Genomic DNA, 24140 nt, shown 5'->3' with positions numbered 1-24140 from the left:
GCTACTACTATACTAGAAAGGATGATCCTTCGCATGATGAAAATCTCGACGAAAGGGCGATATGGTCTGACGATCATGATCGCACTCGCGAAAGAAGCTGAATCTAAACCATTATCCCTAAAAAAAATCGCGCAGATGTATGACCTATCTGAGCATTATCTTGAACAGTTGATTGCACCCCTTCGTAATGGAGGTCTTGTTAAAAGTGTCCGTGGTGCTTACGGCGGGTATAAGCTCGGTCGTGAAGCGCAAAACATCACAGCGGGTGAAATCATCCGCCTGCTTGAAGGACCACTCGTCGTCGTCGAAGGCGATGCGTGTGACGAGGTCACAAAACGCAAACTGTGGGATAAAATCCAGCAAGCAGTCGATCAAGTACTCGATTCAACGACGCTACAAGACTTAGCGGAAGAAGAAGATACAGGATACATGTTCTATATTTGAGAGGTGAAAACGAATGAATTACTTTGACCACTCGGCGACGACGCCGATGCGTCCGGAAGTCCTTGAGGCGATGACGCCTTATTTGCTCGAACAGTATGGCAACCCATCTAGTGTCCACGCGGCTGGTCGGTCTGCTCGGGCAGCAATTGACAAAGCACGCCGGCAGATCGCACAAGAATTGAACGCGAAACCAACCGAACTGATTTTCACGAGCGGTGGAACGGAATCGGATAATTATGCAATCTTCGGTGCGGCTGAGGCGGCGCGTGAAAAAGGGCGTCATCTCATTACGACACGGTTTGAGCACCATGCTGTTTTGCATGCGTTCGAAGAGCTCGAAAAACAAGGCTATGACGTTACGTATCTCGATGTTCCAGATACAGGCGTCGTCTCAATGGCTGCTTTGCAAGAAGCGGTACGGGAAGATACGACACTCGTCTCGATCATGTTCGGCAACAATGAAGTTGGAACGATTCAGCCGATTGCGGCATTCGGTCAATTTTTACGAGAACGCGGTATTTTGTTCCATACGGACGCGGTGCAAGTGTTCGGAAAACAAGCAATCGATGTCGAAGCGTTACAGGTCGATCTCTTATCCGCGTCTGGTCATAAAATCAATGGGCCAAAAGGAATCGGATTGTTGTATGTACGGACTGGTGTGAAGTTAGCGCCTCAAACGTTCGGAGGAGAACAGGAACGCAAGCGTCGTGCTGGTACGGAGAACGTACCGGGAATCGTCGGTTTAGCGAAAGCGCTCGAACTGATGATCGCAGAGCGTGATCAACAACAGGACCACATCAAACAACTGCGTAACGTTTTGCTAACGCGATTGGATGAAAGTGGCGTCACTTACGAAGTTAACGGCGTTGAAGGATTGCCGAATGTCCTCAATCTTTACTTCCCGCGGATTGAAATCGAACCGTTCCTGATCATGCTTGATATGCGTCAAATGGCCGTATCGAGCGGGAGTGCATGTACGGCAGGATCCGTCGAACCTTCGCATGTCTTATCGGCGATGTATGGCGAAGATGAACGGACACGAGCATCGGTCCGAATCAGTTTTGGTCACGGAAATGAGCTCGCGCAAGTCGAACTACTCGCACAAGCCTTGCAAGATGTCGTAAAATCGTTTCAGAATTAACTAAGAGGTGAAATAAATGAATACACGAGCGAAAGCCCCGAGTGAAACGACAGTCGTCGTTGGGATGTCGGGCGGTGTCGATTCTTCTGTGACGGCTCATTTATTAAAAGAGCAAGGCTATAACGTCATCGGAATCTTCATGAAAAACTGGGATGACACGGATGAGAACGGCTTTTGTACGGCGACGGAAGATTATGAAGACGTCATCGCGGTAGCCAATCAAATCGGCATTCCGTACTATGCAGTCAATTTCGAGAAAGAGTACTGGGATAAGGTCTTCACGTACTTCCTCGATGAATATAAACTCGGTCGGACACCGAATCCGGACGTCATGTGTAACAAGGAAATCAAGTTCAAAGCCTTCCTCGATCACGCGATGCGTCTTGGTGCCGATTTCGTCGCGACAGGGCACTATGCGCGTGCCGTCTATGAGGATGGAGAACATAAATTGCTTCGAGGCGTTGATGCAAACAAGGATCAAACATATTTCTTGAATCAATTGTCGCAAGAGCAAATCGCGAAGGCGATGTTCCCGATCGGGCACATGGAAAAATCAGAAGTGCGCCGGATCGCAGAAGAAGCGAACCTCGCAACGGCGAAGAAAAAAGACTCGACAGGCATTTGCTTCATTGGCGAGCGGAACTTCAAACAATTCCTCGGTCAATATCTGCCGGCGCAACCCGGTGAGATGCGGACACTTGACGGCAACGTCATGGGACGTCACGATGGATTGATGTACTATACGATGGGGCAACGTCATGGACTCGGTATCGGTGGCGACGGAGAGCCTTGGTTCGTCGTCGGGAAAAATTTAGAGGAGAACATCCTCTATGTCGATCAAGGATTCCATAACGAATTGTTGTATTCGGAAGGGTTACTTGCTTCAGATGTCAGCTGGACATCTGAGCGTCCGGTCGGTGAGACATTCCGTTGTACGGCGAAATTCCGTTACCGTCAACAAGATACAACCGTCACGGTTCGTGTCCTCGAAGATGGACTCGATGTTTCATTTGACGAGCGTCAACGAGCAATCACACCAGGACAAGCAGTCGTGTTCTATGATGGGGACATCTGCCTCGGTGGTGCGACGATCGATGCAGCCTATAAAGCAGGCGAACGCCTCGCTTATCTAGCGTAAGGAGCAAAAGAAGATGAACTATAATGAAGTAGGATTCCGGCATCTAGAAGCTGGAAATTATGAATTAGCAGCGCAAGCGTTTAACGACGCGATCGAAGAAAATCCAAAAGATCCGACAGCGTACGTCAATCTTGGAACATTACTCCAATCGATGAACGATGCTGATCGTGCCCTTCGTTTTTATGACCGGGCACTGATGATCGATAACACGTTTGCGAGTGCCTATTATGCAAAAGGGGCGCTGTTCTTTGCTGCCGATCAACTCGTCGAAGCAGAGGAATCATTGCGGGCAGCGTTATTATATGGACTTGACGACGCGGATCTCCATTTCATGCTTGGGATGACGTATCAAAAACTCGGTGATCCAGTCCGCGGGTTGCCCCGTTTACAGCGTGCGTCAGAACTAAACGGTGTCGATATCGAGATCGCATTCCAATACGGACTTGCCTTAGCGCAAAACGAGAAGTTGGAAGAAGCGGTCGAGATGTTCGAGCACGTCTTGATGCTTGACGAAACGCATACAGATGCACGATACAATTATGCGATTGCCCTTGCTTTCCTTGGTCAACAAGAAGCCTGTTATGCAGAACTCGAAGCCGTTCTTGCCTACCAGCCGGAACACGCCCTTGCGCGGGACGCGAAAGCGAAGATGGATGCGTTATTAAAACAAGCAGACTGATATAAAAAAGACGATTCCGCCTGGAGTCGTCTTTTTTTATGCTATTTAATTCCCAACTTCACGGATGACACGAAGTGGTGGACCGGAAAAGTCTTCATAGGCTTCATCCATGTTTTTCGTGTACAGTTCGATGACGTTATTTTCCGTATCCTTGAAATAAGCAGAATGTTCTTTTTGATTCGATGTCTCCTGTTCGTCCCATTCTCTGAGCTTCACGGTGATTGATGCTTCCCGCAATTGATTCAAGGCTTGCTGGAACTCGTCCTTCTCAACGTAGAAAGCACAGTGGACATGGACACCACCTTCATCGTACAACGTGTCCCATTCGGATACTGGTAAGTGTTTGACGGTCCGTTCTTCCATCGTGAAGTCTCGCTTCAGCCACAGGCCGAGTCGAGTATTACCGCCAATGTAAAGCCACGTGGCCCAGACCCCGTCTTGTTTAGATTGTTCTTTACTTGGTTCCGCATCTTCAGGAGCCCATTGCTCGACGACTGGAATGCCTAGTGTCCCATTCCAAAAGCCAACCGCACGGTCCATATCCTCGACTTCAAGTACTAATTCACACAATCCTGCAATCGGTAAACGTGCCATCCTTAAACTCCTCCTCTTAACGAAATGTTTCAGGGTATCTTTCCCTGATTTAAAATCCGGTAAACGAATGCTATGATGAAAGCAGCGAATGAAAAAGAGAGAAAGAAGGTGGAGTGATGGAGCACCCCCATCAAGTCGTCGGGCGCGTCAAACGTGTGCTCTTTTCTTCTGAAGAAGAAGCACACTCCATTGTATTGGTCGCCGTCAAAGAAAAGAACTTTGAACTGAAAGAAACCGAGCTCGTCATCACGGGTACTGGGGTTGGGATCGAACTCGGAGGAACGTATCAAGCATTCGGTCGTCTCGTCGATCATCCCCGATTCGGAAAACAACTGAAGGCGGAACTGATTCGGCGATCGGTTCCGATGACAAAACATGCGACGATCCGCTTCTTGACGAATGGTTCGTTCACCGGCATTGGTCCGAAGACAGCGAAAAATATCGTCGATGCTCTCGGAGAAGAGGCAGTGGATCTCATTTTGAAAGATGAACGGGTACTGAATCAGGTGCCTGGGTTAAAACAAAAACAAGCTGACATCATCTTGAGTCGACTCGCCACGTTATACGGTGTCGATCAGTTGATGCTGTTCTTAGCACCATTTGATGTTACGCCGAAGCTAGCGGCAAAGATTTATGCTGCTTACGAAGGGGACGCCATGGCGCGAATACGAGAGAATCCATATTCCTTGATGTATGAAGTGAATGGGATTGGTTTTAAGACAGCCGATCATATCGCATCACATCTCGGACTCGTCGGATTACACCCGGAGCGCGTCGCTGCTTCGATCATGCACATATTAGAACAAGAAGCAGGAGAGGGACATGCCTTTGCGACAGTCGACTCACTATTGCAGCGAGCACCCCGCTTGCTTGGTGAAGACCCGGGTGAACGGCTAGAACAAGCGATTGAACTGTTGCTCGCTGAAGATAAGGTCAAGCTCGAAGAAGGCTGTTTGTATTTACCGACGATCTTTTATGCCGAAGTCCGAGCGGCGAAGGAACTGGCGCGCGTCATGGCGAACGGTGCCGAACAGGAAGTCGATGTCGCGACGATCCTTGAAGCAATCGGGCATCTCGAAGAACAGTTTGGCATGGAATATGCGGCGCAACAGCGAGAAGCGATCGAGTTAGCGGTCAAAGCACCGCTGATGGTCCTGACCGGTGGACCCGGTACCGGTAAGACGACTGTTATCAAGGGAATTTTACATGCCCTGCAAGAAATTCATGATTGGCCGCTTGAGAAGAGTCGCGTCAAGACGGGAGATGTTTATCCGTACGTCCTTGTTGCACCGACCGGACGCGCCGCTAAACGTTTGTCGGAAGCAACGGACGTCCCAGCGATGACGATTCATCGTCTGTTGAAGTATGACGGAACGAATTTCCAATTAAATGAAGATCAGCCGATCACCGGGAAAGTACTGATCATCGATGAGTCGTCGATGATTGATATCTACTTGTTATCGAGTCTGCTCCGTGCTGTGCCGAACGGTATGAAAATCTTGTTCGTCGGTGACCGCGATCAGTTACCATCCGTCGGTCCAGGGCAGGTGCTGGCAGATTTGATGGATACGGAAGGGATTCCCGTCGTTCGTTTGAACGTCGTCCATCGCCAAGCGGAAGATTCTTCGATTTTACGGCTCGCGCATGATTTGAAGAACCGGACGACGTCAGCTGATTTGTTATCACCACTTGCGGATCGTCGCTTTTACACCGCGTCTCCGCAAGAGACGTTACGCGGCATCTCAGCCTTCGCGGAAAAAGCACTCGCAAAAGGGTATTCGAAATTCGATGTTCAGGTTCTGGCACCGACTTACCGTGGGCAGGTCGGAATCGACGAACTGAATGTCGCCTTGCAACGCGTCTACAATCCGGAGGAACCGAAAAAACGCGAAGTCAAACAAGGCACTCGGATTTACCGGACCGGGGATAAGATTCTTCAGCTCGTCAATAATGCGGAAGAGAACGTCTATAACGGAGATATCGGCGAAATCGTCAATATCTTCTTCGCCAAAGAGAACGTCGACAAGGTGGATAAGATCATCGCCCGCTTCGACCAGACGGAAGTCGAGTACAACCGGAGTGACTGGGATCAATTCACGCATGCCTACGCGATTACGATCCACAAGGCACAAGGGTCCGAGTTTCCGATCGTCTTGATGCCGGTCTATTTCACGGGGGCATTCAAGCATTCCCGAAACTTGATTTATACGGCGGTCACCCGTGCGAAGTCGAGTTTATTATTGTTCGGCGACCCACGAGCGTTTCATAAAGCGTCGCAAGAAGAGGAGCCGCGGCGCCGAACACGATTGATTGAACGACTCGGTGGGGTGACAAAGACTTGACGGATGCTGTGTGATAGGTAATAATCACGATAGATGAATGGACGTAACACGTTGATGGAAGATAAGTAAAAGGAAAACTCGAGTCCAGAGAGAAGTGAGTCTGCTGCAATCACTTTCTCGAGTCCCTTTGAAGCTCCTTCCGGAGTCGGGTGTAAACACCTGCGGGTCATCCCCGTTATCAGATGTTCGAGGTAGGCAATGGATTGCTTACGAACGAGGGTGGTACCACGGAAGCGATGCTTTCGTCCCTTTTCAGGGATGAAGGCATCGCTTTTTTGCGTCCAAATAAAACCAATGGGGGTAACTGTTCATGAAAGCTCTAAAACCATTAACGGGTGCACAAATCCGTCAGATGTATCTTGATTTCTTCCAAAGCAAAGGGCATGCGATCGAACCGAGTGCTTCACTCGTACCGGTCGAGGATCCATCGCTCTTGTGGATCAACTCAGGGGTTGCGACACTCAAGAAATATTTCGATGGTCGTGTCATTCCTGATAATCCACGTATCGTCAACGCACAAAAATCAATCCGGACGAATGATATCGAAAACGTCGGGAAAACAGCACGTCACCATACGTTCTTCGAGATGCTCGGAAACTTCTCTGTCGGTGATTACTTCCGTGAAGATGCAATCAAATGGGGCTGGGAACTCTTGACGAGTGATGACTGGTACGGTCTTGACCCGGAACGTCTCTCGGTCACGATTCACCCGGAAGATGACGCAGCGCGTCAAATCTGGCTTGAACTCGGTGTACCGGCTGAGCGGATCATTCCACTTGAAGATAACTTCTGGGAAATCGGTGAAGGTCCATCTGGTCCGAACACGGAAATCTTCTTCGACCGTGGACCTGCTTTTGGAGACGATCCGAACGATTCAGAACTCTACCCAGGTGGCGAAAACGAACGCTATCTCGAGATCTGGAATATCGTTTTCAGTCAGTATAACCACGATGGACACGGCAACTACACGGAACTTCCGCGTAAAAACATCGATACAGGAATGGGACTCGAACGGATGGCATGTGTCATGCAGGACGTGCCGACGAACTTCGATACGGATCTGTTCATGCCGATCATTCACAAAACAGAAGAGATCAGCGGTAAAATCTACCGTGATGATTCGAAACTCGATGTAGCATTCAAGGTCATCGCAGACCACATCCGTACTGTGTCATTCGCAATCGGTGACGGTGCGCTTCCTTCGAATGAAGGTCGTGGATATGTCCTTCGTCGTTTACTACGCCGTGCGGTTCGTTATGCGAAGATGCTTGGAATCGAACGTCCGTTCATGTATGAACTCGTCGATACGGTCGGGAATGTCATGGTCGACTTCTACCCACAAGTTCCAGAAAAAGCAGACTTCATCAAACGTGTCATCAAAAACGAAGAAGAACGTTTCCATGAGACACTTCATGACGGTCTTGCAATCTTGAACACAGTCGCTCAGACGTCTAAGGCGAACGGTGAGCATGTTATCAGTGGCGAAGATGCGTTCCGTCTGTATGACACGTATGGTTTCCCACTCGAATTGACAGTCGAGTATGCGGAAGATCATCAGATGTCTGTTGATGAAGAAGGCTTCAAACTAGCGATGGATGCACAACGTCAGCGTGCACGTGCAGCGCGTGGAGAGAGTGGTTCGATGCAACAGCAATCGGAAGTCCTCTCGACGCTAAAAGATAAAAGTACGTTCGTCGGCTATACCGACCTTAAGGCGGATGCGAAAATCATCGCATTGTTGCATGATGGAGAACGAGTCACAGAAGTCGCTGCTGGTGAAGAAGCACAAGTCATTCTTGACATCACACCGTTCTACGCTGAAAGTGGTGGTGAAGTCGCGGATACAGGAACAATCGAAGGCAAAGACTTCGTTCTTGATGTCAAAGATGTTCAAAAAGCACCAAACGGTCAAAACTTGCATACGGTCATCGTTCGTACAGGGATCGCAACGGAAGCTGCAGACGTCGTTGCAACAGTCGAAGCAGCAGAGCGTAAAGCCGTCACGAAAAACCATACGGCAACACACTTGCTTCATAAAGCATTGAAAGATACGCTCGGAACACACGTCAACCAAGCAGGATCACTCGTTTCTCCAGATCGTCTTCGTTTCGACTTCTCACACTTCGGTGCAGTGACACAAGAAGAGTTGACGAAGATTGAACAAGACGTCAACCAAGCAATCTGGGCATCACTACCGGTTGATATCGAAGAGATGAACATCACTGATGCAAAAGCAAAAGGCGCAATGGCATTGTTCGGTGAGAAATACGGTGAAACGGTCCGTGTCGTCTCAGCAGGCACATACTCGATCGAGTTGTGTGGCGGTATCCACGTCGGGAACACAGCAGAAATCGGCTTGTTCAAGATCGTTTCAGAGTCTGGTATCGGTGCAGGTACACGCCGAATCGAAGCGGTAACGGGTGCAGGCGCATATCGTGTCATGAATCAACACTTGGAAACACTCGAACAAGCAGCAGCTGTCTTGAAGACGAAGACGACAGAAGTTCCTGTTCGCATCGAAGCACTGCAACAACAGCTCCGTGAGACGGAACGGGCGAATGAATCGTTGCAAGCAAAACTCGCGAACATCGAAGCTGCTTCATTGAAGGACGATGTTGAGGAAATCAATGGCGTGCGTGTGCTTGCGAAACGGGTCGACGTCTCAGATATGGATGCTCTTCGCGGTATGATGGACGAGTTGAAGAGCTCGCTCGGATCGGCAATCATCGTTCTCGGAAGTGCGCAAGGCGAGAAAGTCAATCTCGTCGCAAGCGTCTCAAAAGATTTAATCGACCAAGGCTATCATGCTGGTAAATTGATCAAGGAAGTCGCAACACGCTGCGGTGGTGGCGGTGGCGGTCGCCCTGACATGGCTCAAGCTGGTGGAAAAGATGCGTCGAAATTAGAAGAAGCACTCGCGTACGCTTCACAATACGTGCAATCACTGGCATAATAGAAACGTAGTGTATATGAAAGAGGTGATGAACGTGAGTCAGATGGATCAAACGATGAAATTCAACTTTCCGGAAGACGATAACAAAGCAGCGACACGTGATGTGTTGTTGACGGTCTATCATGCTTTAGAAGAAAAAGGATATCATCCGATCAACCAAATCGTCGGCTATCTCCTTTCAGGAGATCCTGCTTACATTCCTCGTCATAATGACGCACGTAATTTAATTCGTAAGATTGAACGCGACGAATTGCTCGAAGAACTCGTGAAATCTTATTTGGCGGAGAGTGGAAATTCAAAATGAAACGTGCAATGGGACTAGATGTCGGTTCGAAGACGATCGGGGTAGCGGTCAGTGACTTGATGGGCTGGACGGCGCAAGGCGTCGAGACGGTCAAGTGGACGGAACCGGATTACCCAGAAGCCTTCAAACGGCTCGATGTCATCATGAAGACATACAATGTCGAAATCCTAGTCATTGGTCTTCCGAAAAACATGAACGGTTCCATCGGTCCCCGCGCAGAAGCAAGTGAAGCTTTTGCGAAGGAAATCGAACAGCATACCGGGCTTGAAGTCGTCTTCATGGATGAACGGTTGACGACGATGCAAGCAGAACGGATGCTGATCGATGCCGATGTCAGCCGTAAAAAGCGTAAACAAGTCATCGATAAGATGGCTGCCGTCATGATCCTGCAATCGTACTTGGATCGGACGAATCGATGAAGGGGGAGAAACCGATGGCTGAAGAAAAACGTCAGTATCTCTTTCCAGATGAAGAGGGCGGCGAACATCTTTTCGAAGAATGGTACCGTTACTCGAGTGAACGTACAGGAAAAACCTATCTGTTTCTTGAAATGATCGGTAACCCTGACGAAGGAGCAGATGATCTGATCATCTGTGAGATCGATGAATATGGAGAAGGCGAAGATGATTTCGAATTGAGCCTGATCGATGAAAATGATGAGCAAACTTGGGATGAACTCGAGCTTGCGTTAAAGGAGCGGATCACTGATGCAACAGAATGAACCAACACGTTACGTAATTCCGGACGGCGAAGGAAATGATTTCGAATTCGTAGAACGTCTGCGTTACGAAAGCCCACGTTCGAGTAAGACATACATCTTCCTTGAGCCAATCGGAGCAGACTATGACGAAGCAGAAGAAGTCGATATCTTCGTTTACGAACTTGACGAATACGGTGATGGAGACAACGACTTCAACCTCGTACCGATCGATGAAGATGATACAGCGACTTGGGATGAAATCGAAGAAGTCTTTAACACGCTCGAAGATCAGTTAGACTAACCCGACTCATGACAGGTGACGTCGTAAGAGACTTTCTCTTACGATGTCACCTTGTTTTAAGAGAAGAAGGAGGAACCGATGGAGAACGAATGGAAGCAAAATGCCGAAATCGAAAAAAGGCGACGCCGGACATCACGGCGGATTACGCTAATCATCCTTTCTGTATTGTTGACGATTTTTCTAGTTGCCAGTGCGGTCGTCTATGTCTTTTTGAAAAATGCGCTTGAACCAGTCGATGAAGCAGCGACGAAATCCGTCAAAGTCGAAGTTCCTTTAGGAGCAGGGACGAGTACGATTGCTTCCTTACTAAAGGAAAAAGACTTGATTGCGAACGAGACGATTTTCCGTTATTACGTCCGTTATAAGAATGAATCGTCATTCCAGGCGGGTACGTATACACTGTCACAAGCCATGTCCCCGGATGAAATCATCAATGAATTAAAGACGGGAACGGTCATGAAGGCAGCGGATGTGAAAATCACGTTACCTGAAGGCATCACGATGGATCGTCAAATCGCTTTGATCGCGAAAGCAACGAACTTCAAGGAAGAGACGGTCCGTAAAGAATTGACGGATGCGACATTCATCGACAGCATGATTGAAAAATATCCGATGTTGACGGATGAAGTGAAAAAAGATGGTGTCCTGTATGCACTTGAAGGGTACCTCTTCCCAGCAACGTATGAGTTTGATAAAGGAAAAAGCATTGATCAAATCGTCGAGACGATGCTCGATGAAACAGAAAAAGTCTACGATGAGAATGCGGATGCCATTCAAAAGTCTGGCATGACCTTCCATGAAGTACTCAGTCTCGGTTCCATGGTCGAGCGTGAAGCGGCGACAGCAGATGATCGTCGTGAAATCGCTGGTGTCTTTAAAAATCGATTGGATGACGGTATGAAGTTACAGTCGGATCCAACGGTTTGGTATGGCACAGGTGAAAATACGGCTTTAACGACGCTGAAGGATCTCGAGAACAATTCGAAGTACAACACGTACAAGTACGAAGGAATTCCGATTGGTCCGATTTCAACGGTCAGTAAGGATTCGGTACTTGCCGTGTTAAATCCGAATAAAACGAAATATGTCTATTTCTTCGCCCGTCCACCAAGTGATAAACATCCACGAGGACAGATTCTATACGAAGAGACATATGAAGAACATCAACGAAACGTCGTTAAGTATAAGCCGGAATGGGTGGAATACGAAGCGAGTAAAGAGCAATGAGCAACGGGTTGGGTTGAAGCGGGAAGTTCGCTTCAAGTCAACCTGTTTATGCGGAAGAGGGAGTGAATGGCGTGAATGATTTCACGACCTATGTCGAATCAATGATTCATCCTCGAGATGCTCTGTTAGAAGAAATGGAGCGTTATGCGGAAGAACATCATATACCAATCATCGAACTGACAGGTTCCGAAGTCTTGTTATCGCTATTGCGATTACAACAACCGAAGCGCATTTTAGAAGTCGGAACCGCAATCGGATATAGTGCGATTCGGATGGCCCGTGCGCTACCGGATGCGCGCATTACGACGATTGAACGAAATGCAAAGCGGTATGAAGAAGCAAAAACCTTCATCGCCCGGTCAGATGTGGCGGACCGGATTGACATCATTTTTGGTGATGCAGTAGAATTAGCCGAAACGCTTGAAGACCAGTTCGATGCGGTCTTCATTGATGCAGCTAAAGGACAGTATAAAAAATTCTTTGCAGGATATGGGCGACTCATTCCTGAGGGCGGCGTGCTCTATACGGATAATCTCTTCTTACACGGAGATGTCCTCGAGTCTGATCCGAAGACATTCGATCGAAGAAGACGTCGACTCGTGCGTCTCGTCAAGGAATTCACGGTCTGGATGATGGAACAAGAACAATACGATACGACGATTTTTCCGCTCGGTGACGGTGTATCCGTCAGTCGGAAAAAGTCGAAATGATGGAGGAACGAATGACATGCAAAAACCGGTAGTAATTGGTGTAGCGGGCGGAACGGGTTCAGGGAAGACGACGGTGGCACGTTCACTCGTCGATGCGTTTCCAAGTGAATCAATCGTTATGATTGAGCAGGACGCGTATTATAAAGATCAAAGCGATTTATCAATGGAGGAGCGGTATCAGACAAACTATGATCACCCGTTCGCTTTTGATAATGGTCTGTTGATTGAGCACATTCAGTCGCTCCGTGAAAACATTGCCGTTGAAAAACCGGTATATGACTATGTCGCCCACACGCGGGCACAAGAAACGATTCGTCTCGAACCACGCGATGTCATCATCGTAGAAGGAATTTTAGCGCTTGAAGACGAACGGTTACGGGAACTAATGGATATCAAGGTGTTCGTCGATACGGATGCGGACGTTCGCATTTTGCGTCGGATGCAACGTGATATCAACGAACGTGGACGTTCGATCGACTCAGTCGTTGAGCAGTACACGAACGTCGTTCGTCCGATGCATCTGCAGTTCTGTGAACCAACAAAACGGTATGCGGACATCATCGTACCGGAAGGCGGCGAGAATCATGTCGCGATCGATTTACTCGTGACGAAGATTCGAGCGATTCTTGATTATCGTTCAGCACTCGATCAAAGAGGATATTGATTCCAAAAAAGATGTGAATATACTATACTAGTGGAATAAAAAGGAGCGTGACAAAAATGGCAGAAAAGCAATACTACATGACGCTTGAAGGTAAAGCGAACATTGAAAATGAATTGAATGAATTGAAGTCAGTCCGCCGGAAAGAAGTCGTCGAGAACATCAAGATCGCCCGTTCGTTCGGTGACCTTTCAGAGAACGCAGAGTACGATTCAGCAAAAGAAGAGCAAGCGATGGTCGAAGGCCGGATCGCTCAACTTGAAGAGATGCTTCGTAATGTTGCCATCATCTCAGAAGAAGAGAAGGATATCTCGGTCGTCAGTATCGGAACGACAGTCACTTTCTTAAGTGTCGAAGATAACGAAGAAGATACGTACACGATCGTCGGTAGTGCCGAAGCAGATCCGTTCACGGGTAAAATCTCGAACGAATCACCAATCGCGAAAAGTTTAATGGGGCACCAAGTCGGAGATCAAGTCTCTGTACCAGCACCCGGCGGCGAATACGCAGTAAAAATTACATCGATCAAATAAAGAACACAGGAGCCGGAGCAATCCGGCTTTCTGTTTGATGGAGGAATGAATTATGCCAATCGCAATCATCGGCGCAATGGAAGAGGAAGTCAACTTATTGCGTAATGAGTTATCAGAACGTAAAGATACAGTCATCGCAAACTATCATTTTTATGAAGGGCTCTTGAATAGCGTTCCTGTCGTCATCTTGAAGTCAGGAATCGGGAAAGTGAACGCTGCGATCGGGACGACATTATTGCTGGACCACTACAAACCAAGTGCTGTCATCAATACAGGCTCAGCAGGCGGATTCAAGGAAGGGTTAACGGTCGGGGATGTCGTCGTCTCAACAGAAGTGCGACATCATGACGTCGACGTGACGGCATTTGGATACGAATATGGACAGGTACCTGGAATGCCAGCTGCCTATCAAGCAGATCCGAAGCTTGTTGCGACAGCAGAAGCCGTCATCGAGCGGATGGATGCAATTCGCGTCGTTCATGGATTGATTGCGACAGGTGATTCGTTCATCCACGATTCAGAGCGCTCTGCTCAAATCAAGGCGCACTTCCCAGAAGTCGCAGCCGTCGAGATGGAAGCAGCACCAATCGCACAAGTCTGTCATCAGTTCGGTGTTCCGTTCGTCGTAACGCGTTCGATTTCAGATAGCGCCAATGAAGAAGCGTCACTCTCGTTTGATGAGTTCCTCGAGATTGCGTCAATCAATTCCGCTAAAATGGTCATGGAAGTCGTACGGACGTTAGCAGAATGAGGTATGGGGAAGGGCACGGGAGACCATGCTCTTCCTTTTTTCTTTGACAAAAGCATATTAACGCTTTATATTAGTACCAGATACTAATAAAAAAAGGGGATGCCTTATGAAGATCGGGATTGTAGGATTAGGAACGTCTTTACCGTCACGCCGCGTGACGAACGATGAATTAGCAACGACGCTCGATACGAGCGATGAATGGATTCGGACACGGACAGGAATCGGGGCACGACGGATTGCAGCCGATGATGTGGATGTCACTGACTTAGCGACAGAAGCTGCTCAGAAAGCGCTTGATGATGCTGGATTGACAGTAGAGGACATCGGGTTGATCGTCGTCGGAACGGCAACAGGACGAGCATTTCCGTCTACTGCCTGTATCGTTCAAGAGCGTCTTGGAGCACGCGGAGCGACTGCATTCGATATTAGTGCGGCATGTAGTGGTTTCATCTTTGCATTACAAACAGCTGCTAGCATGTTAGCAACAGTCGAAGGAAAACATGCGCTCGTCATCGGTGCTGAAAAAATGTCGAGTATCGTCGACTGGTCAGACCGGTCAACTGCCATCTTATTTGGAGACGGTGCAGGGGCAGTCGTCATCGGATCAACTGAGCAAGAGGGTCTTAATGCCTTTGAGCTTGGAACAGATGGACGCGGAGCACATTTGTTATTTAAGGACATCGATGGACCAATCGAGATGAATGGTCGTGAAGTCTTTAAGTTCGCTGTTCGCAAATTACCGGAAATCGTTGAAAAAGTCATTCAAAAAGCGGATAGCACACTCGAAGACATTGATATCTTGATTCCGCATCAGGCAAACCTACGAATTATCGATGCAGCGTGCGAACGACTGCATATACCGCAAGAGAAAGTCATCGTCACCATCGATGAGCATGCGAATACATCGGCTGCTTCGATCCCACTCGCGCTCGAAGAAGCACGTCAACAAGGACGCTTGACACCTGGTACGAAGCTCGTACTTGCTGGATTCGGTGCCGGATTGACTTGGGGAGCAGCATACATTACTTGGACTAAAGGAGAGAACACATAAGATGATGAGAAAACGCGTTGTAGTCACAGGAATCGGAGCACTGACACCAATCGGGAACGATGCTAATACATTCTGGGAAGCATTAAAAGAAGGAACGAACGGGATTCGACCGATGGAGCGTCTCGATATCGATGAATATCCAACAAAGGTCACTGGCGAATTGCAGAACTTCGACGTGACAGAATTCATCGAGGCGAAAGAAGCACGCAAGATGGACCGCTTCGTTCATTACTCACTTGTCGCAAGCATGGAAGCTGTAAAAGATGCTGGAATTGATATCAAGTCGATTGCTGAACGTGCAGGTGTCTGGATTGGATCAGGGATCGGTGGCGTGGAGACAATCGAGAAACAAGCAAAAATTTACTTCGAGCGCGGACACCGTCGTGTCAGCCCGTTCTTCATTCCGATGATGATTCCGAACATGGCAAGCGGTCAGGTATCGATCTATACCGGAGCCAAGGGGCCGAATAACTGTTCTGTCACAGCATGTGCTTCAGGAACGAATGCGATCGGGGAAGCACTTCGTGTCATCGAACGGGGCGATGCAGATGTCATGATCGCTGGTGGAGCGGAAGCACCAATCACGAACTTAGCGTTTGCTGGTTTTTGTTCCAACAAAGCGATGTCAACGAATCACGATCCTGAGACAGCAAGCCGTCCGTTTGACGAAGGACGTGATGGATTCGTCATGGGAGAAGGGGCAGGCATCTTGATTCTTGAAGAGTACGAGCATGCGGTAGCACGTGGCGCAAAAATCTATGCCGAAGTCAGTGGGTATGGATTAACAGCTGACGCCTACCACATCACAGCTCCAGATCCAGATGGAGACGGTGGAGCACGTGCGATGGCAATGGCAATCCAAGATGCAGGTATCGCACCAGGAGCAGTCGGATATATCAATGCACACGGAACGAGTACACCGATGAACGACATTCTTGAAACGAAAGCGATCCACAGTGTCTTCGGTGAACAGGCAAAACAACTCGTCGTCAATTCGACGAAATCGATGATTGGTCACTTGCTTGGTGGCGCAGGTGGGGTCGAGGCGATTGCGACGATTAAATCGCTACAAGAACAAACCGTTCACCCAACGATTCATCTCAAACAGCCGAGTGAAGGTTGTGATCTTGATTACGTGACGGAAGGTGCACGGAGCGTCGAATTGAATTACGCCCTGAGCAACTCGCTCGGGTTCGGTGGACACAACGCATCACTCGTCTTCAAACGTTACGAAGCTTAAGCTTAAGCGATTCCCTTGGAAAAACGAGGGGGTCGCTTTTTTGCTGATTTTCTGATTCAATAGAGAAATGCGTGTTTGACGCAGAAAGGAGTCGTTTATGACTAACATCACAAGAAAAACATCAATCCTGATACTGATCCTATTTTTATTGATTGGTCTCAGTGGTACGCTCATATATCGTCTATCATCTCAAAAGACGAAAACAGATCAGGAGACCCAAGCAGTGAAGGTTGAATTAATTGAATCATCACTCCCGAAAACATCCGATATTGCGTTAGCGACGGATAGCCGTTCTCAGACACTGTTAGCACAACTGTATGAAGGATTATATGTCTTTACTTCTGGGACATCCGTCCGTAGAGGATTAGCACAGGATATGTCAGTCTCAAAGGATCGTCTGACGTATACGATTCAACTCAAACAAACGAAAAATGCGCAGGGTCAGTCGATCACGGCACAAGACTTTGTCGATAGTTTCCGACGTGTAGCAGCTAATAAAACGAATTCTCCTTATGGTTTTTTATTTGAAGTGTTTGAAAATGGACGTGCCGTCAACGACGGAAAAATGAAGCCAGAGCGTTTAGGTGTAAAGGCGAAAGGACGCGATCAACTTGTCATCACGCTGAATCAGCCGGTTTCGAATCTAAAAGAACTACTCGCGATGTCCGTCTTTTATCCCCAACCGGAATCCAAGAAGTGGCAGGAGCTCACGGGTAATGGTGCGTTTACACTAGAACAGATGTCGAAAAACGGATATACGCTTAAGAAAAACAACCAGTATCATCAACAAAATGTTGTCACGGTCGAGAAAGTGAAAAGTCGCATCATCTTTGATCATCAGACGCAATGGAGTACGTATGAGAACAGTAAAGCAGCGATTCTTCCGTTACAAGAGAGTGTCGAGACACAAGAAGATCAAGTCTCTCGACCAACCTATCAAAAAAAGCGGAGCGGTGTCTTTTATATCGCATTTAATCAAAAAAATGAAGCCTTCCGCGAAAAGACACTCCGACAACGAATTGCTTACGCCTTGATGGAAAAAGAGTCCGTTCAACTTCCTTTAGGATATGCAGGCATTCCGACGAATCGATTCGTTGTCACAGATACGAATGTATTAATGACAGAACCGGTACAAGTAAAAAAAGAAAATGGTAAACAACAGAAGAAACAACGAATCGAGATGCTTAATTTTGATGATCCACAGGCAAAACGGATCGGGAAACAGCTCGAGACGTATCTTGAGAAACAGTTGCCTGATATTGATATCGTCCTTAAACCCGTTGCGATTGAAGAGAAAATAAATAAAGAACAATCAGCACAATATGCGATGACACTTACAGGTTGGATGCCAGATTATCCAGGTCCACTTGCGTATTTGAATCAGTTCGTTTCGGATAATCCGTTAAATTCCGTAAACTATCAATCCGATACGTATGATCAGACGATTGAAAAAGCACGACAGACACAAGATGTAAAGAAAAAACAAGCACTGTATCATCAAGCGGAAAAACGTTTAATTAAACAAGATGCTGTCATCGTTCCTTTGTATCAGACGACTGAAAAATTATATGTTTCTGATACGATTCAAGGAATTGAAGTCCCCATCTATGGACCAGAATACCTACTTCGATCGATGAAAATTCTAAAATAATTATTTAACTGGGACTATTTTTGCGTGTGGTCCTAGTCTTTTTTGAAAAAATATTTAGAAAAATCGGATAAAAGGTTTGCAAAATTATCAGAACATTGTAAACTATTTGTAACGAAGGGTTTGATTCGAATATAGTAATTCTTTTTTTTTCGGTCAAAAACCTGACAGTATCATGCTTTTAGAATTTTAGGGGGGTCATCGTAACATGAAGAAGAAAAGCTTTGCTCTAGCTACATCTGTAGCTCTCGTATCAAGTGCGTTCCTCGCAGCTTGTTCGACAACGGATTCAGGCGACAAATCGGGCGACACAGGTTCAAGCAAAAAATCAAGTGAACAAACGCTTAACTTGATTGAATCAGCTGATATTCCTACACTGAACCCGACGACTTCGACGGACTCAGTCTCATTCAACGTGTTGAATAACACGATGGAAGGTCTGTACCGTCTTGATGACAAGCAGCAACCAACACCAGGTATTGCTGAAAGCCACAAAGTATCGGACGACAAGTTGACGTACACGTTCAAATTACGTGATGCGAAATGGTCTGATGGTACACCACTTACGGCAAAAGATTTCGAATATGCATGGAAAGAAGTTCTAAATCCTGAGAACGCTTCACAGTATGCATATGTCTTCTACAATATCGAAGGTGCAGAAGAGTACAACACGAAAAAAGGCGATCGTGATGCTGTCGGTGTTAAAGCAGTCGATGACAAAACGCTCGAAGTTAAGTTAAAAGCACCTGCAGATTACTTCCTCGGTCTCACTGGATTCGGACCATTCATGCCGAAATCAGAAGAACTTTCGAAGAAAATCGGGAAAGACTTCGGTTCGACTGCAGATAAGTCGCTCTATAACGGACCATTCAAATTAACAGAGTGGACACGTGAGCAAGGCTGGAAAATGGTTAAAAACGATAACTACTGGGATAAAGATGCGGTCAAACTTAAAACGATCAACGTTAAGGTCGTTAAAGAGACAGCGACAGGTGTTAACCTTTACGAAAAAGGTGACATCGATCGTACAGGTCTAACTTCTGAGTTTGTTGCTCAGTACAAAGACAATAAAGAGTTTAAAACAAAAGGTGAATCAACAATCTTCTACCTTTACCTCAACACAAAGGTAAAAGCACTTGATAACGAAAAAATCCGTCGCGCCATCGATATGGGTTACAACAAAAAAGGAATCACGGATGTTATCCTTGCAAACGGATCACTTCCAGCAAACTATCTTGTACCAAAAGATTTCGCGAAAGACGCTGACGGAAAAGACTTCCGTGACAAGTATCCAACATTCAACGAATACAATGCAGACGAAGCGAAAAAACTCTGGGAAGAGGGCTTAAAAGAAATCGGTCAAAAATCGGTTGATCTTGAACTCTTGAACTATGATAGCGATGATTCGAAGAAAATTGGTGAGTTCTTGAAAGGCGAGCTTGAGAAAAACCTTCCAGGTATGAAGGTTACGATCAAGCAACAACCGTTCAAAAACAAACTTGATCTTGAGAACAAAGGCGATTTCGAGTTCTCAGTAGCGGGCTGGGGTCCTGACTATCAAGATCCAATGACGTTCCTCGATCTCTTCGTCACTGGCGGACCATACAACCGTGGTAAATGGTCAAATGAAGAGTACGATAAACTCATCAAAGATGCACAAACACAAACAGATGCAGCAAAACGTTGGTCTGAATTGCAAGAAGCTGAGAAAATCCTTCTTGATTCTGCAGCGATCTCACCTGTTTATCAGCGTGGACGTGCATTCCTCGTTAAACCATACGTCAAAGGAGTCGTCGAGCATAACTTCGGCGCAGACTTCTCTTACAAATGGGCTTCGATCGAAGGAAAATAAGCAAAATAAAAACTACTTCCGATTTCATTCGGAAGTAGTTTTTTTTGTTTGGAAATATCAAAAAAGACCGGAGCATTCCGATCTTTTTTGAAAAAACTTATTTTTTTACTTTGGCACGCTTCCGCTGTAAGCCCATTGCCTTCTCGATTTTCCCGAGTTTTTTAGCAGCAACGGCTTCAGCACGGTCACGCCCAGCATCAAGAATCTGATCGAGTTCTTCCGAATCAATCAATTCATAGTAGCGTTGTTGAATCGGTTCAAGTTCCGAAATGATTGCTTCGGCGACATCTGCTTTAAATGTTCCGTAGTTCGAACCTTCGTATTTAGTTTCGAGATCTGGAATCGAGATGCCAGCGAGTAGGGAGTAGATCTCAAGTAAATTCGACACACCTGGTTTGTTCTCTCGATCGAATTTGACGATACCTTCCGAGTCCGTGACGGCTGATTTTACTTTTTTACGAATGACGTCTGGTGCGTCAAGCATCGAGATGAAGCCTTTCGGATTCTGATCAGATTTTGACATCTTTTTGTCTGGCGTCGTCAGGCTCATGATCCGAGCTCCTGACTCAGCGATGATTGGTTCTGGTAATGTGAACGTCTCATAGTAACGACTATTGAAACGCTGAGCTAGGTCGCGCGTTAACTCAATGTGTTGTTTTTGATCATCCCCGACCGGAACGAGTTCCGCATCATAGAGTAGGATATCGGCTGCCATGAGTGTGGGATAAACAAACAGACCTGCACCAATCCGGTCTTTTCCTTGAGATTTATCTTTATACTGTGTCATACGCTCGAGCTCACCCATCCCGGAGAGACACGTCAACATCCAGCCGAGTTGCGCATGCGCTTTGACTTCCGATTGAACGAAGATCGTTGATTTTTCTGGATTCAGACCACTTGCGATGTAAAGTGCAGCGAGTGCACGTGTATTGTTCATCAGTTCGACACGATCGATATCGACCGTGATCGAATGTAAATCAACGACGCAATAATACGCATCATGCCCGTCCTGTAAGTTAACGAAGTGTTTCATGGCACCTAAGTAATTTCCGAGTGTCACTGTTCCTGTTGGTTTGATACCTGAGAAAATCGTTTTCATAGTGAAATCCCTCCAAATAATAAAATCAAAATAAAAAACGTCCCTTGAAAATCAAGGGACGAATCATCGCGTTGCCACCCAAGTTGCTATTCGCATAGCCGCTCAATTTGCTGTAATGGGCAACCCCATCTGACTCTACTTGATTCAAGTCAGCCACTCGAAAGTCCATTCACGTAGGCATCACCTGTCCATTTTCAGCACCATGGACTCTCTGAAAGGGATATACCTAAGTTACTACTCTTTGTCGTCATGTTTTCTTGTTTAATTCCTTTAAGTTTACCATACGATAGAAGACACGTCACGGTGATTTCGATTAAAAGTAAGAGATGATCAGCGATACGATGATGAAGATGACACCGCTAGATACATAAGGTTTCGTTCGGGCAGAAGCTCGATTTTGCTTTTTACGGAGGACTTCTTCCTCTTCGTCATCATCTTCGTAGTAATCACCATCAATCTCTCGAAGCTTCGCCTCCCGTTGTTTTTTAAATCCAGCTGTCATGCCACGGAAGAAGCCGTTAGCCGACATGTTGGAAAAGAATCCGATTGCCATCAGCAAAAAGCCTCCAATGAACAACCCACCGGATAGATGGTATATAATACCGTGCGTCGAATCGATGATAGTCGCCCATATCGTATAAAGTAACACCAGAATGACCGCAATGATGACCGGTCGGAAATAGGTCGATTGCATGAAAAATCCCCCTTTATTGCATTGATACTCTTAGTATACGAAACTTTTAATCCTGTTACGAATCAGTAACAGACGAATGATGCAAAATAGCAAATAGTGTGACTATTTACTTGACGTTAATGCTATTCTCACATAAAATCAATTTATCACTTCGTTTAGGTTTTTGAAACTAGGTCAATGGATTTTGGGGAATACATTGCAGTTTCGACGGGACGTTATTGATGTCATAGGCATTATGGCAACTTAGAAATTGAAAAGGAGATGACTTACCGATGAAGAAAAAAACAGTCGGTCTTGCTTTATCCGTCATGCTTGCAGGAAGCGCTGTGCTTGCTGGATGTTCGACAGGTGGAGGAGACAGTGATTCAGGTTCGACAGACGGAAAGAAAAATTTACGTTTGACGGATACATCGGATATCACGACAGTTGACCCAGCGAAAGCTACGGATGCTGTCGCGTTTAACATGATCGGGAACACGATGGAAGGTCTTTATCGTTTAGACAAAGACGGAAAAGCGATTCCAGCACTTGCAGAAAAAACAGATATTTCAAGTGACAATTTAACGTATACGTTCACACTTCGTGATTCGAAATGGTCTGACGGTACGCCGGTCAAAGCACAAGACTTTGAATTTGCATGGAAGCGTGCAGCTGATCCGAAAACAGGTTCTGGTTATTCTTACATCTTTGACACGTTAAAAAACGGCTCTGATGTGACAAAAGGTAAAAAATCTGTCGACGAACTCGGTGTTAAAGCAATCGATGACAAAACGTTAGAAGTAAAACTTGAGCGTCCGGCTCCTTACTTCCTCTCATTGACATCTTTCGGTACGTACACGCCAATTAGCGAAGATTTCTACAAAAAGAATGAAAAAGACTTCTCACTTAAACCAGATAAATTGCTTTATAACGGTCCTTTCGTTTGGGAATCGTGGAAAACGGATTCAAAACGTGTTCTGAAAAAGAACGACAACTACTGGGATAAAGATGCCGTCAAACTTGATGAAGTTACGATCAGTGTCGTTAAGGATACGTCAACAGTAGCGAATCTTTATGATTCAAATGAGATTGATTATGCAGGTCTGACTTCAGAGCAAGTTGAAGCTTATAAATCGAAGCCGGAATTCAAAACAGCTCTTCGCTCTTCGATTGCTTATTTGAAATTCAACAACGAAGATGCAACGATGAAGGACGTGAATGCACGTAAAGCCATCGCTCGTGCGATCGATCCAAAAGGAATCACGGATACGCTTCTTGCGAACGGATCGATTCCAACAACAAGCTTCATTCCAAAAGAATTTGTCAAAGATGCATCAGGAAAAGACTATACAAGCGACATCAACTGGTTCGATCGTGATGCTAAAGAAGCAGCAGATCTTTGGAAAAAAGCAAATGGTAACAAAAAGACGACGATTGAATTGCTCTCATTCGATAGTGAAGATGCGAAAAAAATCGGAGAGTATATGAAAGGTCAAATCGAGAAGAATCTTCCAAACGTCACAGTTGCTATCAAGCAACAGCCGTTTAAGAATAAACTCGATCTTGAAGCAAAAGGAGATTATCAAATCTCTTACTCACTTTGGGGTCCAGACTACCAAGATCCAATGTCTAACCTCTCGATCTTTGAATCAACAAACAGCCAAAACGACGTCAAGTATAAATCCTCTGCCTATGATAAATTGTTGAATGCAGCGAATGAAGAGTCAGATTTAACAAAACGTCTTGATCTCTTTAAACAAGCGGAAGCACAATTGATCGAAAAAGATCAAGCGATTGCTCCAATTTATCAAGCTGGTTCTGCATATTTAAGCCGTCCGACGGTCAAAGATTTCAACCGGCAATTGTTCGGAGCAGATTTCCAATACAAATACGTTGACATTAAGTAATCGAGAATGGGAGCGTCCCCTGATCAGTTCGGGTACGCTCCTGTTTTATACTACTTTTTCTGAATGGAAACTCATTTTTTACGAAAATGTGAAAGTTTCGTAAAAAAGTAGTTCTAATTACTTTGTTAGCAAAGTATAATGGAATCAAACGAAAAATTCTGACTATTGGATGAAATTAGAAAAACATCCAAA

23 protein-coding genes and 2 other annotated features are annotated in these 24140 nt (G+C 46.3%); of the genes, 20 read left to right on the top strand and 3 right to left on the bottom strand.

Going from position 1 to position 24140, the window contains the following annotated elements; all coding sequences use genetic code 11:
* The first annotated feature begins 36 nt into the window (after window positions 1–36).
* The 4 genes from cymR to ASF99_RS10435 are packed head-to-tail and all read left to right on the top strand — an operon-like array spanning window position 37 to window position 3402.
* Entirely contained in the window at window positions 37–444 is a 408-nt protein-coding gene (cymR, locus tag ASF99_RS10450) for a cysteine metabolism transcriptional regulator CymR (RefSeq protein ID WP_029342236.1), read from the top strand.
* 13 nt (window positions 445–457) lie between these two features.
* On the top strand, window positions 458–1585 hold the full coding sequence (locus ASF99_RS10445) for a cysteine desulfurase family protein (RefSeq protein WP_055968693.1): 1128 nt from the start codon (window positions 458–460) through the stop codon (window positions 1583–1585).
* 16 nt (window positions 1586–1601) lie between these two features.
* Entirely contained in the window at window positions 1602–2723 is a 1122-nt protein-coding gene (gene mnmA, locus ASF99_RS10440) for a tRNA 2-thiouridine(34) synthase MnmA (RefSeq protein WP_023468916.1), read from the top strand.
* A gap of 13 nt (window positions 2724–2736) precedes the next feature.
* The gene (locus ASF99_RS10435) at window positions 2737–3402 is read left to right on the top strand and encodes a tetratricopeptide repeat protein (RefSeq protein WP_023468915.1); all 666 of its coding nucleotides are present in this window, start codon (window positions 2737–2739) and stop codon (window positions 3400–3402) included.
* Between the two features lie 45 nt (window positions 3403–3447).
* On the opposite strand, the gene ASF99_RS10430 is transcribed toward ASF99_RS10435, so the two are convergent.
* Complete coding sequence (locus ASF99_RS10430; protein WP_023468914.1) at window positions 3448–3996, bottom strand: VOC family protein; 549 nt, start codon at window positions 3994–3996, stop codon at window positions 3448–3450.
* A 116-nt stretch (window positions 3997–4112) separates the two neighbouring features.
* Between ASF99_RS10430 and recD2 the strand changes: the two genes are divergently transcribed.
* From recD2 to ASF99_RS10355, 15 genes are all read left to right on the top strand, one after another.
* A complete protein-coding gene (gene recD2, locus ASF99_RS10425) occupies window positions 4113–6338 on the top strand; it encodes an SF1B family DNA helicase RecD2 (RefSeq protein ID WP_023468913.1) in 2226 nt (741 codons plus the stop codon).
* A gap of 42 nt (window positions 6339–6380) precedes the next feature.
* Window positions 6381–6591 (top strand) — a binding site (T-box leader).
* Between the two features lie 57 nt (window positions 6592–6648).
* Complete coding sequence (alaS, locus tag ASF99_RS10420; RefSeq protein WP_055968692.1) at window positions 6649–9291, top strand: alanine--tRNA ligase; 2643 nt, start codon at window positions 6649–6651, stop codon at window positions 9289–9291.
* Between the two features lie 34 nt (window positions 9292–9325).
* Window positions 9326–9595, top strand: coding sequence for an IreB family regulatory phosphoprotein (locus ASF99_RS10415; RefSeq protein ID WP_029342229.1), 270 nt, complete (start codon window positions 9326–9328; stop codon window positions 9593–9595).
* On the top strand, window positions 9592–10014 hold the full coding sequence (gene ruvX / locus ASF99_RS10410; protein WP_023468910.1) for a Holliday junction resolvase RuvX: 423 nt from the start codon (window positions 9592–9594) through the stop codon (window positions 10012–10014). Before ASF99_RS10415 ends, ruvX begins: the two co-directional genes overlap by 4 nt.
* Before the next feature lie 14 nt (window positions 10015–10028).
* Window positions 10029–10316, top strand: a complete 288-nt coding sequence (locus ASF99_RS10405; protein WP_023468909.1) for a DUF1292 domain-containing protein — start codon at window positions 10029–10031, stop codon at window positions 10314–10316.
* Window positions 10303–10596 (top strand): DUF1292 domain-containing protein, encoded by a 294-nt coding sequence (locus ASF99_RS10400; protein ID WP_023468908.1) that lies wholly within the window; start codon window positions 10303–10305, stop codon window positions 10594–10596. Before ASF99_RS10405 ends, ASF99_RS10400 begins: the two co-directional genes overlap by 14 nt.
* 78 nt (window positions 10597–10674) lie before the next feature.
* Complete coding sequence (gene mltG, locus ASF99_RS10395; RefSeq protein ID WP_055968690.1) at window positions 10675–11823, top strand: endolytic transglycosylase MltG; 1149 nt, start codon at window positions 10675–10677, stop codon at window positions 11821–11823.
* A 71-nt stretch (window positions 11824–11894) separates the two neighbouring features.
* Complete coding sequence (locus ASF99_RS10390) at window positions 11895–12533, top strand: O-methyltransferase (RefSeq protein WP_023468906.1); 639 nt, start codon at window positions 11895–11897, stop codon at window positions 12531–12533.
* 16 nt (window positions 12534–12549) lie between these two features.
* A complete protein-coding gene (udk, locus tag ASF99_RS10385) occupies window positions 12550–13197 on the top strand; it encodes a uridine kinase (protein ID WP_023468905.1) in 648 nt (215 codons plus the stop codon).
* 56 nt (window positions 13198–13253) lie between these two features.
* Complete coding sequence (greA, locus tag ASF99_RS10380) at window positions 13254–13727, top strand: transcription elongation factor GreA (RefSeq protein WP_023468904.1); 474 nt, start codon at window positions 13254–13256, stop codon at window positions 13725–13727.
* A gap of 52 nt (window positions 13728–13779) precedes the next feature.
* Window positions 13780–14478, top strand: a complete 699-nt coding sequence (mtnN, locus tag ASF99_RS10375) for a 5'-methylthioadenosine/S-adenosylhomocysteine nucleosidase (protein ID WP_023468903.1) — start codon at window positions 13780–13782, stop codon at window positions 14476–14478.
* A 106-nt stretch (window positions 14479–14584) separates the two neighbouring features.
* Window positions 14585–15529, top strand: a complete 945-nt coding sequence (locus ASF99_RS10370) for a beta-ketoacyl-ACP synthase III (RefSeq protein WP_023468902.1) — start codon at window positions 14585–14587, stop codon at window positions 15527–15529.
* A gap of 1 nt (window position 15530) precedes the next feature.
* Window positions 15531–16769 (top strand): beta-ketoacyl-ACP synthase II, encoded by a 1239-nt coding sequence (gene fabF / locus ASF99_RS10365; protein ID WP_023468901.1) that lies wholly within the window; start codon window positions 15531–15533, stop codon window positions 16767–16769.
* 223 nt (window positions 16770–16992) lie between these two features.
* Window positions 16993–18420 (top strand): peptide ABC transporter substrate-binding protein, encoded by a 1428-nt coding sequence (locus ASF99_RS10360; RefSeq protein ID WP_162236809.1) that lies wholly within the window; start codon window positions 16993–16995, stop codon window positions 18418–18420.
* A gap of 205 nt (window positions 18421–18625) precedes the next feature.
* Entirely contained in the window at window positions 18626–20269 is a 1644-nt protein-coding gene (locus ASF99_RS10355) for a peptide ABC transporter substrate-binding protein (RefSeq protein ID WP_023468899.1), read from the top strand.
* A gap of 97 nt (window positions 20270–20366) precedes the next feature.
* Here ASF99_RS10355 and trpS read toward each other — a convergent pair whose 3' ends face one another.
* Together trpS and ASF99_RS10345 are read right to left on the bottom strand one after the other, a co-directional pair.
* A complete protein-coding gene (gene trpS / locus ASF99_RS10350) occupies window positions 20367–21368 on the bottom strand; it encodes a tryptophan--tRNA ligase (protein WP_055968686.1) in 1002 nt (333 codons plus the stop codon).
* 51 nt (window positions 21369–21419) lie between these two features.
* Window positions 21420–21625, bottom strand: a binding site (T-box leader).
* Window positions 21626–21681: 56 nt separating this feature from the next.
* The gene (locus ASF99_RS10345) at window positions 21682–22062 is read right to left on the bottom strand and encodes a DUF3899 domain-containing protein (RefSeq protein ID WP_023468897.1); all 381 of its coding nucleotides are present in this window, start codon (window positions 22060–22062) and stop codon (window positions 21682–21684) included.
* A gap of 272 nt (window positions 22063–22334) precedes the next feature.
* On the opposite strand from ASF99_RS10345, the gene ASF99_RS10340 reads away from it, so the two are divergent.
* Window positions 22335–23948, top strand: a complete 1614-nt coding sequence (locus ASF99_RS10340; RefSeq protein ID WP_023468896.1) for a peptide ABC transporter substrate-binding protein — start codon at window positions 22335–22337, stop codon at window positions 23946–23948.
* Window positions 23949–24140: the final 192 nt, after the last annotated feature.

Origin of the sequence: Exiguobacterium sp. Leaf187 (assembly GCF_001423925.1) — a bacterium.
GTDB lineage: Bacteria > Bacillota > Bacilli > Exiguobacteriales > Exiguobacteriaceae > Exiguobacterium_A > Exiguobacterium_A indicum.
This window is presented reverse-complemented; position numbering and strand designations above follow the sequence as displayed.